This is a genomic window from Indioceanicola profundi, from assembly GCF_003568845.1.
In the GTDB taxonomy this organism is placed as follows: domain Bacteria; phylum Pseudomonadota; class Alphaproteobacteria; order Azospirillales; family Azospirillaceae; genus Indioceanicola; species Indioceanicola profundi.
This window is the reverse complement of sequence record NZ_CP030127.1, coordinates 435,535-453,829: the sequence shown is the minus strand read 5'-3', so window position 1 is coordinate 453,829 and position 18,295 is coordinate 435,535. Positions and strand designations below refer to the sequence as shown.

Genomic DNA, 18,295 nt, shown 5'->3' with positions numbered 1-18,295 from the left:
GCATCGTCGCTGCAGGGATCGGCGGTATCCGTGGCTGCGGAGCCGTGAACGTGGTGAGCACTATGCCCGTGGTCGCCACCGTGCGCCAGAACCGCTGCCTGCATCGCCATATGGGCGTGCTCAGGCATCGCGGCGCGAACCGGAGCCGTCACAAACGCCACGCAGACGATCAAGAGGAGCAGTACCCGACCAAGTCCCACGGCCAATGGCCTCATTCGTGCGAGAAACGCTGCCCAGAGATAAAGGGGCCGCGCCTGAGGTTCAAGTCCGGGGTGATGAGGTTCACGGATCGGCACGGCCATATAATGCCAACCAAGGAGCCCGGATTCCGCCATCCGATAATCGGGTCCCCATGGGAACTTTAACTCTTCGGCTTGATGGACGTGATGGTCTGGTCCGGACCAAGCGCGAACTCGATCTCCTGCCCGTCAGACAGGCTGCTTAGGTCCACGCCCTCGGCAACCTTGAAGTCCATGACCATCGCGGGCCACTTCAGGGCCGGGATCGGGCCGTGGGCGAGCTTGACGGTGCCCTTGGCAGCATCGACGCCCCGCACCGTTCCGGTACCCACGACCCCGCTGTGATGGCTATGCCCCTCAGCACCGGCTTTATCGCCATGTCCCATATTCTGGTGCATGCCGTGATGTGTGTCGTCCTGCTTGTCTCCGGCATGGTTATGCGCACCGGCACCACCGGCAATCAGGGTCAGGGCAACGGCGCCTGCGGCGAGCTTCAGCATGTTCATGATAACTTTCCTATTGCGCTTGATGGGCAGAGGTCTGAACTCCGGGCAGTGAGCCCAGCAGGGCAACAGGCTGCCTCCGCAATCAGGCCCGGTGCCAATTAAGATAGGGCCGGTCTCAGAGCGGAGTTGCCTTACTTCTCCAGCCAGTTGACGCCAGACGCTAGCCCGCCCTCAGCCATCAGGATCTTAGTCGCTGCGATATCCGGGGCGAAGTAGCGGTCCCGGTCCCAGAAGGGCACGAGAGATCGAAGGCTGGCATGAATCGCTTCCAACCTGCTCGAGGAGCGCAGAGGCCGGTGAAAATCAATCCCCTGCGCGGCCGCCAAGGTTTCGACCGCGACGATGCCCGCAGCGTTGTCAGCCATGTCCAACGTGCGCCGTGCCGCCCAAGTGGCCATGGAGACATGATCCTCCTGGTTGGCCGAGGTGGGGATGCTATCCACGCTGGCCGGGTGTGCCAAGCCCTTGTTCTCCGACGCCAATGCAGCCGCCGTTACCTGGGCGATCATGAATCCGGAATTCACTCCGCCGTCCTTGACCAGGAAGGCCGGTAGCCCACCGTTGTGGTTGGGGTCCACCAGCATGGCGCTGCGCCGTTCGGACAGGTTGCCGATCTCCGCCAGGGCCAGGGCAATCTGGTCGGCGGCCATGGCCACGGGTTCGGCGTGGAAATTGCCGCCGGACAGGATGGCGCCGTCACCGGGGAAGACCAGAGGGTTGTCGGTGACAGCGTTGGCCTCGATTCCAAGTGTCCCGGCGGCGAACCGAAGCTGGTCCAGACATGCTCCCATGACCTGAGGCTGGCACCGCAGACAGTAGGGGTCCTGGACACGCGGGCAATCGTGGTGGCTCTCGCGAATGGCGCTACCCGCCAGGAGCTCACGATAGGCGGCGGCTACATCGATCTGGCCACGCTGGCCACGTAGCTCATGGATGCGCGGGTCGAAGGGCGTGTCGCTGCCCCGCGCAGCATCCACCGACATGGCACCCGCAACTAGCGCCGCATCGAAAACGCGCTCAGCGGCGAACAGTCCGGCCAGAGCCAGGGCGGTCGAGACTTGCGTGCCGTTGAGCAACGCCAGTCCCTCCTTGGGCCCCAGTTCCAGCAAGCTCAGGCCCGCGGCCTCCATCGCCTTGGCGGCGGGCAGGACTTCTCCCTTTATCCGCACCTCACCCCAGCCGATCATGGGGGCGACCATGTGCGCCAGCGGCGCCAAGTCACCGGATGCGCCTACGGACCCCTTGGCCGGAATGCAGGGATAGACCTCGCGCTCCAGAAGCTGCGCCAGGGCCGCGATCACCTCTGGCCGCACCCCCGAATAGCCACGCAGCAGGCTGTTGACCTTCAAGACAATGACCAGCCGCACCACCTCGTCGGGTAGGAGCGGACCGGTTCCGGTCGCGTGACTGAGGACAAGGTTACGCTGGAGCAGCGCGAGTTGGTCCGGCTCGATCCGGGTCTTGGCTAGAAGGCCGAACCCCGTATTGATCCCGTAAGCGACCTCTCCGGCAGCCATCACCTCCATCACGGTGCGGGACGATGCGGCGGCACGTTCCATGTCTACCGGGTCGATGCTGAGGCGGACGGGGCCCGCCAGAACCAGCTTGATGTCGGAAAGCGTCAGACGACCTGGATGTACGCGAATGGTCTGCATGATGTGTCCCGCGGTTCAGTACTTGCCCAGCATCGGCAGGTCCAACCCCTGCTCCCTCGCGCAATCCACCGCGATCCCGTACCCCGCATCGGCGTGGCGCATCACGCCGGTGGCGGGGTCGTTCCACAGCACGCGCCCGATCCGGCGGGCGGCATCCTCCGTTCCGTCCACCAGGATCACCATGCCGGAATGCTGGCTGTAGCCCATGCCGACGCCGCCGCCATGGTGCAGGCTGACCCAGGTGGCCCCGCTGGCGCAGTTCAGCAACGCGTTCAGCAGCGGCCAGTCGGAGACGGCGTCGGACCCGTCCCGCATGGCCTCCGTCTCCCGGTTCGGGCTGGCGACGGAGCCGCTGTCCAGATGGTCGCGCCCGATGACCAGCGGCCCGATCTCGCCGCGCGCCACCATCTCGTTGAAGGCGAGACCGATGCGGTGCCGGTCGCCCAGCCCCACCCAACAGATGCGCGCCGGCAGGCCTTGGAAGGCGATGCGCTCCCGCGCCATGTCCAGCCAGCGGTGCAGGTGCCGGTCGTGCGGCATCAACTCCTTCACCTTCTCATCCGTTCTGCGGATGTCCTCCGGATCGCCGGAAAGGGCGGCCCAGCGGAAGGGGCCGACGCCGCGGCAGAAGAGCGGGCGGATATAGGCCGGCACGAAGCCGGGGAAGTCGAAGGCGTTCGCCAGCCCCTCATCCTTCGCCATCTGCCGGATGTTGTTGCCGTAATCCAGCGTCGGCACGCCCATGGCGTGGAAGTCCAGCATGGCCTGGACATGGAGGACCATGGAGCGCTTGGCGGCCGCGGCCACCGCCTGCGGATCGCGCTCCCGCATCTCCACCCAGCGCTCAAGGCTCCAGCCGGCGGGCAGGTAGCCGTTCACGGGATCGTGGGCGCTGGTCTGGTCGGTGACGGCGTCGGGGCGGTAGCTTGCATCCTCCCGCGAGCGGCGCAGGATTTCGGGGAACAGCTCCGCCGCATTACCCAGCAGGCCGACGCTGACCGGCCGCCCCGCTGCCTTCGCCTCCCCGATCCAGCCCATGGCCTGTTCCAGGCTATCGGTGCGGCGATCCAGATAGCGGGTCTCGATCCGGCGGTCGATGCGGCTGGGCTGGCACTCCACGGCCAGGCAGGAGGCCCCGGCCATGGTGGCGGCCAGCGGCTGCGCCCCGCCCATGCCGCCCAGCCCGGCGGTGAGTATCCACTTGCCCGAGAGGTCGCCGCCGTAATGCCGCCGGCCGACCTCGACAAACGTCTCGTAGGTGCCCTGGACAATGCCCTGGGTCCCGATATAGATCCAGGACCCGGCCGTCATCTGGCCGTACATCATCAGGCCGAGCCGATCCAGGTGATGGAAATGCTCCCAGTTCGCCCAGCCCGGCACCAGGTTGGAGTTGGCCAGCAGCACCCGCGGCGCGTCCTTGTGCGTGCGGAACACGCCTACCGGCTTGCCGGACTGCACCAGCAGGGTCTGGTCGTCATCCAGCCGCTTCAGCGTCTCCACGATCCGGTCGAAACTCTCCCAGTCCCGCGCCGCCCGGCCGATCCCGCCATAGACCACCAGCTCCTGCGGATTCTCTGCCACCTCCGGGTCGAGGTTGTTCATCAGCATGCGCAGCGGCGCCTCCGTCTGCCAGGACTTGGCGTTCAGCGTCAGGCCGCGGGGTGAGCGGATAATGCGGGTGTTGTCGCGACGGGTGGCCATGGATTCCTCGTCTTACTCTGAGATTGTTGGGACGGCGGGCCTCATTCGGCAAGCAGGCGTGACAGCGCGGCCCGATAGCGCGCCGCGATTGCCTCCTCGTCAGGGTGCCGACCATCCGCGATGACCATCCGCCCTCTTGCCATGACATGCCGGATCGGGCTGGCGCCTGCGTTCACGAAGACCAGCGCGTCCAGCAGCTGGTCGCCCTCGCGGCCAGCAAGCGAAGGGTGGTCGGGGTCAAGCACGACGAGGTCGGCCCGGTGCCCAACGGTGATATGTCCGGTCGCGTGACCCAGCGATCGCGCCCCGCCAGCAACTGCTTCCAGCCAGAGTCGGGCGCCGACGTGTGCGTCCCCCATGACCGGCATGGCGCGCTTGCCCGACCGGAGGCGCTGGCCGTAGTCGAGCCAGCGGAGTTCCTCCCGGGCGTCGAGGCTGACGTGGCTATCCGTGCCTATGCCGAACGCCCCACCGGCTTCCAGGAAGGTCAGGAACTGAAAAAGCCCATCCCCCAGGTTCGCCTCGGTGGAGGGACAGAGACCGACCGTGGCGCCCGTGGCTGCAGCACGGCGGGTTTCCGCCTCGGTCATGTGGGTGGCGTGGATCAACGTCCAGCGCGGTGTGACGTCCATGCTGTCCAGAAGGAGTTCCACCGACCGCTTGCCCAAAGCAGCAAGACAATCAGCGACCTCTCCCGGCTGCTCAGCCACGTGGATATGTATGGGGGCGTGACGGTCCAGCGCGTCCAGCCCGGCCAGGGCCTCGCGCATCGCGTCCAGCGGCACCGCCCGCAGGCTATGAGGTGCCAAGCCGACCCGAACTTCGGGAGGCGCTTCGCCCAGCAGCTTCTCGGTGAGGCGCAGTACGCTGTCGGGCGTATGGGCGAAGCGCCTCTGCCCGCCGACGAGCGGACGGCCGTCAAAGCTGCCCGTCATGTAGAGGACGGGCAGCAAGGTCAGACCAATGCCCGCCTCCTGGGCTGCGGAAAGGATGCCCGACGCCATGGACGCCGGGTCCATGTAGGCATGTCCCTGGGGATCGTTGTGCAGGTAGTGGAACTCGCCAACGGTGGTGTAGCCGCCCTTGAGCATCTCCACATAAAGCTGGCAGGCAATCGCTCGGTTGTCCTCGGGCGTCAACCGCTCCAGGAAGCGGTACATGGTCTGCCGCCAAGTCCAGAAGGTGTCGCCCGTGTGGCTTCCACGCTCCGCCAGCCCGGCCATCGCACGCTGGAATGCGTGCGAGTGCAGGTTGGGCATACCCGGGATTACCGGACCGGACAGGCGTTCAGCGCCTGCTGCTGAAGCCCCAGGTTCCACCGCGGCAATGATGCCGTCAGCGTCCACATGCAGGCGGACATCACAGGCCCAGCCATTCGGCAAGCGCACCGCCTCGGCGAAGTAGGACGGCATGGAATTCCTTTCATCGGCAGCAGGCCGCAACATGTACATGCTTGTATATACAACATGGCTCGAGCCGGGAAGAGCGACTTGCGCCTCACGCCGGAAGGGGGCTTCTTAGGGGCGGAAGCGGCCGGAAAGTTCGTAGCGTGACGCCGGATGGTACAAGTCGGCGACCGTTGCGAGTTGCCCGTCGGTCCAGGTGCGGCGATGGATGAGCAGGCAGGGTTCCCCCGCGGCCATGTGGAGGTGCTCTCTCGTCTGGATGCTCGGCATCACGGCACGGACGACGTGCTCGACCTCCTGCAGCGGCGCCACTTTAATCAGGTACTCGTACGGCGTCATGCGGCTGAAGTCGGCCCGGACATAATCGGGTGCCAGTGCCGGATTCACGAACCGCTCCTCAAGCTGAAGCGGAATGTCGTTTTCCTGGTGGACAATCGAGGACCGGTAGAGCGCAGCACCCGGCGCGATCCCGAACGTCCTGGCGAGCGTGTCACCGGCATGCGTCTTTTCCACCGCGAGCACGCGGGCGCTATAGGTTCCTCCACGCTCTTTGACCTCGTCCGCGATGCTGCGGATCTTCAAAGGATGGCCGTGCGCCTTGCGGTCGCCGACGAAGGTGCCGACTCCCTGAACTCGAACGAGCACGCCTTCATTGGTCAGTTCCCGTAGGGCACGGTTGACCGTCATGCGGGAGGTGCTCAGCTGCTGCACCAATTCCATCTCAGACGGCACCCGGTCCCCGACTTTCAGGGCACCGGATGCGATCTGTTCCAGCACGTGCTGCCGAACCTGCTGATAGAGCGGGATCATGGATAAGGACAAGCTGGTGGCCTCCACGTGAACGGCACCCTATGCGCCCGCCCTAGTAGCCGCATGCACACAGGATGCTCGCATTCGACAGCACGCTCCAGGCGGCATTCAATCATCGAACGAATGCCGCTGGCGGTCAAATACCGAAATCGTCGAAGGCGATGCGGTCCCGAGGCACGCCAAGGTCCTCCAACATGGCCAGCACGGCTTTCAGCATGGCAGGCGGGCCACAGACCAGGAACTCGCATTCGGCCAGATTCGGATGCTTGGCGAGGTACTGGTTCCGCACGACTTCGTGGATCAGGCCAACAGGTCCGCGCCAGCTATCCCCTGCTTCCGGCTCGGACAGGGCGACGGTCCAGGTGAAGTTCGACGACGCTTCCGCCAGCCTGTCGAACTCATCCCGGTACAGGATATCCCGCGCCGAACGGGCGCCGTACCAGTAGGAAATCCGACGGAAGGTTCCCTTGCGGAGGAGCTCGTCGCGGATGATGGCTCTGAGCGGCGCCATTCCGGCACCGCCGCCGATGGCAATGATTTCCCGGCCGGAGTCGCTGGCTGCAAACGCGCCGAACGGACCGAAGACGCGGACCTTCTCGCCAGGTCGTAGGCCGAAGACGTAGCTGGACCCAGCGCCGCACGGTACCTTGTCCGGGGTAGATGAGGGCATGAACCGCACGTTCAGCACCAACTCGCTTGGCGCCTCCGAAGGGTGTGTGGCGAGTGAGTAGGACCGGTGGATCCCACCCTCGTGCACAAGTCGCTCGGGAAGGCGCAGGCGTTCCCAATCGGTCTGCCAGTTCACCGGCGGCTCGAAGCGCGCGGGCGATGTTTCGTATGCCGGAATTTCCAGCTGCACGAACTGCCCGGCCCGGTAATTTAGCGCCGTCCCGTCATCGAGGCGCAGGTGGACTTCCTTGATGAAGGGACTGAGATAGCGCGTGGACAGCACTGTCGCGGTATGACCCTCGGTGTCCAGCGCCTCGTTGGGCACGCCGACCTCTGCCCCAGCAACAACGTGATGGCGACAGGCCAGGCGAGCGCCTCGCTGAAGATCCTGCGGCCCGATGTGGTAGCGGTCCGCATCGGTGATCGGCGCGTCGGGGCCGAGTTCGACCCGGCACAGGCCGCAGCTGCCCCCGCCGCCACAGTTGGACGGAAGTCGAACGCCCTCGGCGCTCAGCGCGTCGAAGTAGGTTGCACCTTCCGGCAGATCCACCGTCCGGGACGGCTGACCGCCCGCCCAGACGGCAACCGGCACGCCGCGGCCCCGCAGCCGCCGCATGGCTAGCCCAGGGTTGAAGTCCCGCCAGGAGAAGCTGTCGAAGATTAGGAACAGGCCGCTGAACGAGAGCCACACGGCCGAAACGGTGGCCAGGATGATGAGAGGGTGATTGAAGCTCTGGCGCTCCGTGTAGTCCATGATGTGGAGCATCCAGAAGAAATCGAACAGCCGCCAGCTGTCGTTCCGGCGCTCCAGGATCCGGCCCGTTTCGGCGGCGACGTAGAGCGTCGTGTTCTCTTCGTCATCGAAGGCGACGCGCCAGATGGGAGCTTCGTGGTTCCGTACCTCAAGCGTTGTCTCTTCCATCCGGTCGACGGACACGACCTGTCCCGCGCCCGAATAGTCCTGCTCGGCAATGCGGTGTGCCAGGGCTCGGTCGACAACCACGTCACTACCGTCTTCCGCCGCGAGAAGCCGAACGCCGTCGGCGGTGGATACCTCATAGACGAACCGGTCGAGCAAGGGGCGCAGACGCAGGGGACCGGTTGCGTCCGGCCCGACAAGGGCATGGATATCCGCAATCGACAGGGCCGGTACGGAGGCCGAGAGTGCCAATGGTGGAGCGGAACGGCGCGTGTGGTCGCCCAAGACGGCGTGATGGTCGATCAGCGCCATCATGGCGCCGCTCAGCGCCCAGAGGACGAACTGCAGGCCGAGCAGGAGCCCGACCCACTTGTGAAGGATGCGGAGGGTTTGCATGCTCGGTCCTCCGTCAAACGCGGGCGTCACGCGCGCGGCGCGCGCGGCGGAAGCTGTAGAACAGGAGCCAGAGACCGCTGCCGGTCGCGAGCACGCCGACAATCGTGGCGACCCGGAGCAGCGTGTTGTTCACGTCGGTCCGGGACTCGTAGTCCATGATGTGGAACATCCACACGAAGTCGAAGAGGCGCCACAGTTGATGGCGGCGGGCCACCATGTCCCCTGTCGTCGGCGAGAAGTAGAGGGTGTGGTTGTTCCAGCCCTCGAACTGGACCTGCCACAAGGGAGGTTTCCGGGCCTGCACCTCGAGCGGCAGTGTCTGAAGAAGCGTAACAGATGTGATCCTGCCCTCTCCGACATAGTTCCGCCGCGCCAAGTCCCGAATGGTCTCCTCTCCCAGCGGAGACAGTTCGGTGCCCTCGACAGCATCGACCAGCACCGTTCCCCTTGAGGTTTCCACCACGTAGGCGGGGCGGTCGGCCAGCGACTTCACCCGGAGGCCATGGATCTCGCCATACCTCTGGCGGATGTCGTCCACCTCGTAGCGGACATGGTCGAGCGGCGGAACCGGTTCGTGATGGCCGTGTACGAAATGGTCGCCGTGAATGATCTCGATCGGCACCGAGACCATGTAGAGGCCGCTGACTGCCCAGAGAACGGTCTGGATAGCGATCAGCATCGTCAACCACTTGTGCGACTTACGGGCCAAGGCGGCGGCGCGCATGGCAAGCTCCAATGATGCAGGCTCGGCGCGGGCCGAACCGGCCCCGCCAACATAAGGACCGCCGCCCGGAGGCGGCGATCCCCGTTCAGACCCCTGGACTTAGAACGTGTAGGTCAGGCGGACATAGCCGCGGCGGCCCAGCAGGTCATAGGTCATGGTGTCCGTGTTCGCATCGGTCCAGCTTTGGATGAAGGGCGCATCCTCGTCGAACAGGTTGTCCACGCCAACCGCGATGCGGGCCTGGTCGTTGAAGTCGTAGCCGACCTGGACGTTGTGGTAGAAGACGTTCGGCGTGCGGTGGCCGATGTCGCCTTCGGACGCGTTGAAGTCCGTCGCCTTGCCGATCCACTGGACAGAGTAGGTCCCGCTCCAGCGGTCGCCCGCCAAGGTCGCGTTGACGTTGGAGCGCCAATGCGGGAAGCCTCCATTGCCGCCACCGATGAAGCCGTCAAAGACGATCTCCTCAGCGCCCTGGAACGGCGTGATGGTGTAGGTGTCGAGGTAGGTCGTGTTCCAGTCGATCGCCGCGGCGAATTCGCCGATGCTGAACTCGTAGATCAGCCCGAAGTCGACACCCTTCATCTCCTCACGGCCGGTGTTCACCGGCTGGGCGGAAAGGAAGTTGATGTCACCGGTGAGGGCATTTCGAGTGAAGTGCTCAGGCCCGCAGAACGGGTGGGACAGGCCCGCGGATTCGTAGCAGACCGCCAGCTTGGTCGAGCCCGGGATCGCCCGGATGGCGTCCTTGATCGTGATGTCGAAGTAGTCGACCGTGAGCGTCAGCCCTTCGACGAAAGGCGGCTGGTACACGGCCCCGACCGTGAAGGACTCGGCACTCTCAGGATCAAGGTTCTCGTTGCCGCCCACCGTCGTCAGGATGGTGTTGCCCAGCTGCTGGTATCCTGCCGGAACACCGCTGGCAGCGCAGTTCTGCGCCACCACGGAGCCCGCGGGCAGACTGGCGTAGCCGCTGCACGGGTCGGTGGTCGTCAGATTGCCCTCGGCGACACCGCCGAAGAGCTCCGGCACGTTCGGGATGCGGAAGGCGGTTGCGTAAGTGGCACGCAGGCGGACCCCGTCGATAACCTGCCAGTCGAGGCCGAGCTTGTAGTTCTCGTCGCTGCCGAACAGATCGTAATCGGAGTAGCGGGCAGCGGCGTTGACGTCCAGGCGCTGGACAAAGGGCAGATTGCTGAGGACCGGAACGGCCAATTCCACATAGGCTTCCTTGGCCGTGAACTCGCCGGAGATCGGATCCTGCTGGTTGGTGTTGGCGACACCGAGAACCGTCAGCGGATCCGGATCACGCCAGCCTTTCTCCTCGCGATAGACCACCCCTGCCGCAAAGCCGACATCTCCGGCGGGGAGTGCGAACAGCGAACCGGTGATGTCGAAGGTTCCGCTGATCTGCTCATTGCCGCCGGAGTCCCGCATGGTGAACAGGATGTAGTCGAGGACTTCCGGGGACAGGTCTCCAGCACCGAGGTAATCGCCGCACGGGATCGCGGCCCCGGCCGCAAAGCTGCAGACATCCGTGTTGAGGGTATCCCCGACGCGATCCAGGTTGGCGATGTTGTTGGACCCGTCGATGCCGGTGGTGCGACCCCAATTGAAGGCGGTCTCCCAGGTCCAGCCGTTCGCCAGATCCCCCGTCAGGCCGACGACCGTCCGCCACGTATCGACATCCTGGAAGAAGTCGCGCGGCCCCGGTTCCATCAGGCGGCGCTGCTCGAGGATGATGTCCTGGCCGGTCGGGTTGGTGGGATTGGTCGCCGGGATGCTCAGGTTGCGCAAGGAGCCCGGCGTGGCCAGCTGCGTCGACTGCCGGTTCGTGAACATCAGTTCGGTGAACAGTTTCACGTCATCAGTGACGTTGATGTTGCCGAATGCAGAGGCGCTGATGCGCTCGATCGGGTTAACTGCATTCAAGTAGGGGTTGGAGTTGAAATTGTGGATGGCGCCGTTGTAGGGCTCGAAAAAGTCGCCGTCGCCCCCGGGGGTCTGGTTGAAGTTGATCCGCTGCCCGGTCGGCAGCAGGGCACGCCCGCCAATGGTGGCGGAACTTCCCACGCAGACGAGCTCGCCATCCACCTCGCCGAGGCCGCAGGGTTCGCGGTCGGCCATGTTCACAGGCTCGGACTTGTAGTAGGTCAGCGACGCGACAAAGTTCCCCTTCTCGCCGGACAATCCCCAGGTGAGATCGGCGCTCTTTTCCTCGCCATCGCCCTCCTCGGTGATGCCGTACTTGGCCGAGACCTCCACTCCCTCGAAGTCGTCGCGCGTGATCACGTTGACGACACCGGCGACAGCGTCGGCGCCGTAGATGGCGGATGCACCGTCCTTGAGAACGTCAATGCGCTCGATGATCGACACCGGGATCGTGTTCAGGTCGGGAGAACTGTTGGCCCCGGTGCCGCCCGGCACAATGCGCCGCCCGTTAAGGAGAACGAGGGTGCGATTGGCGCCTAGACCACGCAGGTTGACCTGGGCAGTGCCCCAGCCATTGCTGGTCCAGTAGGCGCTGGTCTGGTTTCCGGCGAAACCGGCGCTGGACGGCAGGCGCTGGAGCAGGGTCTCTACGCTGGCGATGCCCGTGCTCTGGATGAACTCGTTGGTGAGCACCGTGGCAGGCCCGACGCCGGTGATGTCCTCGCGCTTGATGCGGCTGCCGGTGACTACGATTTCCTCAAGTCCCGTGCCTGGCTGCTGCTGGGCTACCGCAGGCATCCCCGCCAGGACCCCGGCGCTCAGTGCAGTCGCCACCAACAGTTTCCCCGAAAGCCTCTTCATGCCCCTGTCCTTCCTCATTGTCGTCCCGAGAGCCGGGAAAAGCCGGTACGTCCCGGCACGGCGTGCGGAAGGCATCGGATCAGACCTGTCTATACAAGTCAATACGAATTGGACGCTTTATTGCGGCTGCGAGCTTCATCTATCGTATTTTCGCAACAGCAGAATTCCGTATAGCAATAAAATTGCAGGGAGAGGCATCCCTTTATGGATCCCTCGATCCGGGGATAGCATCTGCTGGTCAAACCTGTGCCCCGTCCGATGGTGCAAGCTGGCAGCCGTGTCCGGACTTGAAGCGGGCCCGTAACGTCACCCTGAGCCCCGGATGATTTGGAGACGGAGCCATGACATTGAACAGTCGGACCATTGCGGCGCTATTGATCGTGGCCGCCGTTGGCGCCGGAGCAGCCGCCTGGACCTGGATGGGCCCAGCCAAGCTCCTATCAGAAGACGCAGCTGTGATAGCCAGGGGTGCCGCCATTTACGCGGATCACTGTGCCGCTTGTCACGGTGAACAACTCGAGGGCCAGCCGGACTGGCGCTCCCGGAAACCAGACGGACGTCTGCCAGCGCCGCCGCACGATCAAACCGGGCACACTTGGCATCACCCCGATGAGGTTCTCTTCCGCATCGTCAAGCGCGGACCGGCTGCAGCGGTGGCAGGCGATTACGAGAGTGACATGCCGGGTTTCGCGGGCGTGCTCAATGACGAGGAGATCCGGGCCGTCCTGGCCTTTATCAAGAGCACTTGGCCGCAGGACATCAAGACCCGCCAACGGCTTATTTCGGAACGGACTGCCAAGGCTGCGCCCTAATAGTCCAGATCGGCACCCCTGCTCCTGGGAAGCCGTATTAACGTCTCATCAATCCCAGAGCTTGCGCGCGCGGAAGGAGCTTCAACAAACATATTCGTGGCGGGCTTGTCCCACCGGTCCCACGGGTGAAACGGACATTAGGTCCGGCCTAATTTTCTACCCGATCCATCAGCCGAGCGCCCTGGTGTGTACTGACTACATATATATTCGATCTTATTGGCCAGTAAATGTTGATCCTTATCTGCAGACCCAATACCTTCGCCCCCAGATCATATCTGATTTAGGACTCCATATTCCAAAGGTTAGGCCACGATATGTGGCTCAATCATCAGGGCAAGATTTTGCCCTTCTGAAGAGCAATGACAACGGCCTGTAACTTGTTGACTGCTTTAAGCTTCCGTGTTGCGGATGCGATGTGATGCTCAACGGTCCTGGTACTGAGCTTCAGGATCTCTCCCGTCTCCGCCGAACTCTTCCCACGGGCAGCCCAACACAGACAATCACGCTCCCGGTCTGATAGGTCGACCTTATCAGTACGGCCGCCATCAACACCACAGAGCCGGATATACTTCTCATGCGCTGTGTTCGCCACAATCCGCAGTAACAGGGTATCCTTGGAGGTCAAAGCAGGCCCTGCATGCTTGTCGGGCCAGAAGAAGGTGGCGAACCCGCTTATAGTCTGACCCGCAACGACGGTGTGGGTAGGTACGACGAAACCTTCTGAAAAGCCATGGTCCCAAGCGGCTTCCATCACCCTGACGGCATCACCTGCTGGGCCACTGCGGGGCGTCCAGAACGCATCGAATTCGGGACAGTCGCTCCAGCGAAACGGTAGGCTTGTTGATGCCGCCCTATAGACGACAGGGTCAACCGTGAGGAATTGCTCGTCCGCATAATTCTGGATGAACTGCGTCGGTGCGCTGGTCACAAAGTCGATCAGCCCGCCATCGAGCAGCATCTGCGGCCGGGCCGCAACGTAACTCACGCTGCTGAATCCATGAAAGACGGCGATCTGGTTCAGCTGGTCGAAGAGTTGCTCCTTGGTTTCGCAGGTAAGAATGCAATCAAGCTGTTCCCCAAGCTCCATGCCCGCTCCAACGCACGACCATCCGTAAATCTACCTATTGATCGCTCCGTGCCGGTTAGGCGTCAATGGGGAATGTAAAAGTATCAATTGGCGCAATCCCGTATGATCTTGCAGTCGAAAGCAACCGCCCTGCTTGCGAGGGCTAATTCCGAACCAGACCCCGTGTTCGCCCGGCAGTATCGGTGGGAAGCATGGTGCCTATTGTACGGGGACACAACGACTAGGCACTCGGATCAGTATGCTGAATTTCTTGGATGGGAAGCATCCATCCTCTCGCGGCTACGGGAAGAGAATTGTTTGCCCGAAAACATAACTGCGCTCTGTTGCGATTGGGCGCCGTCGGCGCGCCTTCCAAGAAGGGGACAGGCGATCCTATCCCCTTTCCCAAGGCTCAGCCGTTAACAGCGTCCTTCAGGCCTTTGCCAGCTGTGAACTTCGGCTGCTTCGAGGCAGCGATCTCGATGGTTTCGCCGGTGCGCGGGTTCTTGCCTTGGCGCGCGGCGCGTTCGGCGACCGAGAAGTTGCCGAACCCCAGCAGGCGCACATCGTCACCCTGCTTCAGGGCTTCCGTGATGCCGTCGAACAAGGCATCGACAGCCTTGGCGGCATCGGACTTGGACAGGTCGGTGGTATCTGCGACAGCAGCAATCAGTTCATTCTTGTTCATAGAAGACTCCCGATGCGAATGGGCGGCCACTATTGAATGCGCCTCGGGCTTGATGCCAGGGCAAACTGTGCGAGCGTCTGTGATCTTTGCTTCAGGAGGAGAGGATCTATCGGCTCCACCTGTCCTCACCAGCCGCTACGGTGCAGTCGCTGATTTGCCACTTCGCGAAGGCGCTTGGTCTGGCGGGTTTGAGAACGAGGAAATCTGACCAGCCTTGATGCGGGCGCACTGTCGAACCACGGTCGTCCGGCGCCACTTCGGGGCAATGGATGGTCGCTGCTGTTGCGCGACCATCCCTTCTTCCTCCTAGTCAGTTGGAACGGTCGTATTTCTCAGGCCGTTCGGATTCCGGTCAGAAAGGTTCTCACCTCTCGGTTCAGGACTTCGGCTTGCTGGGCCAACTCCCTAGCGGCGCCTAGAACCTGAGTTGCTGCTGATCCGGTATCATTCGCAGCTTGCCGAACGCCAACGATGTTGGACGAAACCTCGTGCGTTCCGGCGGCAGCCTGTTGGACGTTCCGGGATATTTCCTGGGTGGCTGCCCCTTGCTCCTCGACGGCCGCGGCAATGGCCGCGGCGATCTCACTGACTTCCGAGATTACCGTACCGATGCCTTGAATGGCATCCACCGCACCGATTGACGCCTGCTGCATCTGTCCGATCTGCTGGCGAATGTCCTCAGTGGCGCGTGCTGTTTGGGTAGCGAGCGCCTTCACTTCGGAGGCGACCACCGCAAATCCCTTTCCCGCCTCTCCGGCGCGCGCGGCCTCGATAGTAGCATTCAAGGCTAAGAGGTTCGTCTGGCTGGCAATCTCTTGGATTAGATCCACAACTTGACCAATCCGCTCCGCGCTGTCGGCCAACTGACGCACGGCCCGATCCGTATGCCGCGTGTCCTCGACAGCCTTTCCGGCGACGCTCCGGGATTGCGACGCTTGGCTGCCGATCTCCGTGATGGAGGCGGCAAGCTCCTCCGTTGCCGCAGCCACCGTCTGGACGTTGGCGGATGCCTGCTCGGAGGCGGAGGCCACCGTAACCGACTGCCGATTGGTCTGCTCTGCGGTGGCCGACATTGATCCGGCCGTCGCCTCCATCTCCGTCGCCGCCGATGAAAGCCCCTCGATGAGATTCCCGACCTTGGCCTCGAAACGGTCGGCCAGCGCGAACATTGCTGCTCTGCGGTCTTCCTCCGATTGGCGCTTCATCTCCTCCTGTTCGGTTCGCAGCCGATCGGTTTCGATCATGTTGCGCCGGAACACCTCCAAGGCCCCCGCCATGGCCCCTATCTCGTCGCTACGCCCTGTACCAGGAATGTCGATAGCGGTGTTGCCCCCCGCCAACTCACCCATGGATTCTGTCATGGCCTGGATGGGACGAGCGATGCTGCGGTTCATGAGCCATGCAATGACCAGCGCCGCCGCAAGTGCCGCCAAGCCCATCAACACGGACCAGAACCTTGCGCCCTCGATAGCCTCGTCAAATGCGCTGCGGTCCAAAGCCAAAGCATAGACGCCGATCGCGTCGCCACGATAATCCTGTACCGGAGCCAGCATCACCGCGTTGTTGTGTCCACCCGACTGGATTGTCATCACATTGGAAGGTTCATCGAGCGCAGCAGCCATCTGCTCGGAATTGAAAAGCAACTCCTCACCGGAGGTGGAAGCGAAGGTGTCGAATTTACCTTCCTTTACAATGTAGAACGCGACCTCGGCCCCGGTGGCCTTCTTGAATGCCTCGAAGAATGGCTTGCCGAATGTCAGTCCGACTTCGACAGATCCCAAATGAGTACCGTCGCGCATAACGGGAACGACACCTCGGATACCGAGTCCCTCGACACCGTTCTCCAAACCGGAGACCGGGGTCCGGGATTTATTCACCTCGACTACGGTAAAGCGAAAGGAGGAAAGGTCATCGCCGAACTTCTCCGGCCTGTGGACACGCAAGAACGAGGATGCCTGTGGGGTATGGAATTGAAACTGACTGACACCGTGCTGCTCCTTGAGGTCCTTGAATCCGGGTACCAGCATGTCAGCCAGTCGCTCTCGATCCTGCGCAGCGAAAGCCGCTTGGATTTCGCGGTTCCCCGCCATTCCCTGCGCAAACGTCAGAGCACGTCGGGCCTCGCTTTGGATGCTGGTGTCCAGGAACTCCTCGAGCGTGTGGAGTTGTCGAACCGCAGCCTCGTCGACCAGTTTATTGCTGAGCCAAACGTTGCTTAACGTGGTTGTCGCAACAGCGAGAATCACGCTTCCGGCCAGGGCTGCCGCCAAGCGCCCGCCGATATTCATGCGCGAGATCATGTTTCCTCCGAATTTCTCCCATGGCGTCGACGGGCAATGCCCAAAGCCAAGCCATAGGCTAACTTGCCGAGGTTAACACTTTAGTTATATGGAATGCACTTTGAAGCAGGGTCCACGGTTGCAGCAGTGCGTTAAGCCCTGAAGTGGAGGCGAAAGCACCACGCCCATAAGCTCCCTGGGCTTCCACATTGGAGGCGGCGGAAGTCAAGGTCGCTACTTTGATGTTTGAATCGCCGACCAGCGGGTGTTTGCTGGTTTTGCGTTTCGGGGACCTGAGCGGAGTCCGAATACCGCTGGCCCGCCGGAAGCAAAGCAGTGGGAGGGGAAAATGCGTCGCCTAATGTCATTGACGGCAGCCACGCTGATCGGCATGGCCGCAACGACCTGGTCCAACATAGGGGCCGCCGACGACCACTATGGCAAGCAGAAGGTTGTCTACCATATCAACGAGAGCGGAGGGGAAAACTCCCAAGCCTATCGTCGTGCGCTAAACAACGTGCAGAACCACATCAATGCTGTCGGTAAGGACAACATTGATGTGAAGGTCGTCTTACACGGCGATGGAGTCGAACTGCTGCGCGATGCGGTCGACAACCCCAAGCTCCAGGCCGACGTGACAAGCCTGAAAACGCAGAGCGTCAGCTTTGCCGTCTGCAACAACACGCTCACCGGCCGAGAGATAGACTACGAGAAGGATCTGTTTGAAGTCTGGGAGGAGAACATCGTTCCTTCCGGGGTTGCCGAACTGTCCCGGCTGCAGCAGATGGGCTACACATACATAAAGCCATAAGAGTCTGATTGCTTCAGTTTGCAATGTCATGCCTCCGCCTGGAGCGGTACTTGGCGGGGGCATGTGACTGAGCAAAGGCGCGGAACATATCTGGACAGAACGCACCGGAGCAAGCGTGGAAACCTACAACAATGGTCTTCTACGTTACTTTGTTTCGCCCGGACCCAGACTCCGCCACGACATCCCTCAAGCGAAGAGCAACCATGATGTTTACACGTCGACTTACGGCTTTCTGCATTCTCGCGGGATGCCTACTGTTCCCGGCGGCCAACGCCGCGGAAACTGAAATGGCTGATCCGCCGCCGAGCTTCGATAGCCCGCGCCAGATCGTGCTGCAGCTGACCAGCAGCGATCCGCAGGTGATCAACAACATCCTCTACAATGCCGTGAACCTCCAGAAGTTCTATGGTCAGGACAATGTTCAGATCGCCATCGTGGCTTTCGGTGCCGGAATGGAGGCGCTGTACGACAAGACCACGCCCGTGAAAGATCGGATCACAAGCCTGCAGCAGTACGGGGTGGAGTTCATCGGTTGCGGGAACACCATGGAGACCACCGGCCATAGCCCGGCGGAACTGGTGGATGGCGTAGACGTGGTCACCGCGGGCATTGCCGAGATCGTGGAGCGCCAGCTACGCGGCTGGGTGTACATCCGACCATAACGGTTCGCTGCTGCTGGCCGAGGATACCGCCGCAGGCCCCACGGCGACCGTAGCGAGCCGGTAGGTCCTTCTATAACACCCCATGATGACTGCCCCTGAAACACCGTAGGGGATTAGTTAAAGGTTGATCGGCAGCCCACTATGCGGATCTACGAGAGGACA

General features: G+C 62.7%; 14 protein-coding genes. 3 read left to right on the top strand and 11 right to left on the bottom strand.

The window, feature by feature from the left end:
- Positions 1-361 precede the first annotated feature (361 nt).
- From DOL89_RS18310 to DOL89_RS18275, 8 genes are all read right to left on the bottom strand, one after another.
- Positions 362-745: a copper-binding protein gene (locus tag DOL89_RS18310; protein ID WP_205574725.1), complete on the bottom strand. Its 384-nt coding sequence runs from the start codon at positions 743-745 to the stop codon at positions 362-364.
- 131 nt (positions 746-876) lie between these two features.
- The gene (hutH, locus tag DOL89_RS18305; RefSeq protein WP_225890036.1) at positions 877-2,400 is read right to left on the bottom strand and encodes a histidine ammonia-lyase; all 1,524 of its coding nucleotides are present in this window, start codon (positions 2,398-2,400) and stop codon (positions 877-879) included.
- A 15-nt stretch (positions 2,401-2,415) separates the two neighbouring features.
- Complete coding sequence (gene hutU, locus DOL89_RS18300; RefSeq protein WP_119680810.1) at positions 2,416-4,101, bottom strand: urocanate hydratase; 1,686 nt, start codon at positions 4,099-4,101, stop codon at positions 2,416-2,418.
- Positions 4,102-4,142: 41 nt separating this feature from the next.
- Entirely contained in the window at positions 4,143-5,513 is a 1,371-nt protein-coding gene (locus DOL89_RS18295; protein ID WP_119680809.1) for a formimidoylglutamate deiminase, read from the bottom strand.
- 105 nt (positions 5,514-5,618) lie between these two features.
- Positions 5,619-6,317, bottom strand: coding sequence for a histidine utilization repressor (gene hutC, locus DOL89_RS18290; RefSeq protein WP_119680808.1), 699 nt, complete (start codon positions 6,315-6,317; stop codon positions 5,619-5,621).
- A 136-nt stretch (positions 6,318-6,453) separates the two neighbouring features.
- Positions 6,454-8,301, bottom strand: a complete 1,848-nt coding sequence (gene nqrF, locus DOL89_RS18285) for an NADH:ubiquinone reductase (Na(+)-transporting) subunit F (protein WP_119680807.1) — start codon at positions 8,299-8,301, stop codon at positions 6,454-6,456.
- 13 nt (positions 8,302-8,314) lie between these two features.
- On the bottom strand, positions 8,315-9,025 hold the full coding sequence (locus DOL89_RS18280) for a hypothetical protein (protein WP_119680806.1): 711 nt from the start codon (positions 9,023-9,025) through the stop codon (positions 8,315-8,317).
- A 99-nt stretch (positions 9,026-9,124) separates the two neighbouring features.
- Entirely contained in the window at positions 9,125-11,815 is a 2,691-nt protein-coding gene (locus tag DOL89_RS18275; protein ID WP_205574724.1) for a TonB-dependent receptor, read from the bottom strand.
- A gap of 341 nt (positions 11,816-12,156) precedes the next feature.
- On the opposite strand from DOL89_RS18275, the gene DOL89_RS18270 reads away from it, so the two are divergent.
- Positions 12,157-12,627 (top strand): c-type cytochrome, encoded by a 471-nt coding sequence (locus DOL89_RS18270; protein WP_119680805.1) that lies wholly within the window; start codon positions 12,157-12,159, stop codon positions 12,625-12,627.
- Positions 12,628-12,955: 328 nt separating this feature from the next.
- On the opposite strand, the gene DOL89_RS18265 is transcribed toward DOL89_RS18270, so the two are convergent.
- The 3 genes from DOL89_RS18265 to DOL89_RS18255 form a co-directional block, all read right to left on the bottom strand.
- The gene (locus DOL89_RS18265) at positions 12,956-13,714 is read right to left on the bottom strand and encodes a helix-turn-helix transcriptional regulator (RefSeq protein WP_119680804.1); all 759 of its coding nucleotides are present in this window, start codon (positions 13,712-13,714) and stop codon (positions 12,956-12,958) included.
- 391 nt (positions 13,715-14,105) lie between these two features.
- Positions 14,106-14,411, bottom strand: a complete 306-nt coding sequence (locus DOL89_RS18260; protein WP_225890035.1) for an HU family DNA-binding protein — start codon at positions 14,409-14,411, stop codon at positions 14,106-14,108.
- A gap of 302 nt (positions 14,412-14,713) precedes the next feature.
- Entirely contained in the window at positions 14,714-16,681 is a 1,968-nt protein-coding gene (locus DOL89_RS18255) for a methyl-accepting chemotaxis protein (protein ID WP_119680802.1), read from the bottom strand.
- A 328-nt stretch (positions 16,682-17,009) separates the two neighbouring features.
- On the opposite strand from DOL89_RS18255, the gene DOL89_RS18250 reads away from it, so the two are divergent.
- Complete coding sequence (locus tag DOL89_RS18250) at positions 17,010-17,471, top strand: DsrE family protein (RefSeq protein ID WP_119680801.1); 462 nt, start codon at positions 17,010-17,012, stop codon at positions 17,469-17,471.
- 287 nt (positions 17,472-17,758) lie between these two features.
- Positions 17,759-18,133 carry a DsrE family protein gene (locus tag DOL89_RS18245; RefSeq protein ID WP_162937656.1) on the top strand — a complete coding sequence of 125 codons (375 nt, stop codon included), beginning with the start codon at positions 17,759-17,761 and terminating at the stop codon, positions 18,131-18,133.
- Positions 18,134-18,295: the final 162 nt, after the last annotated feature.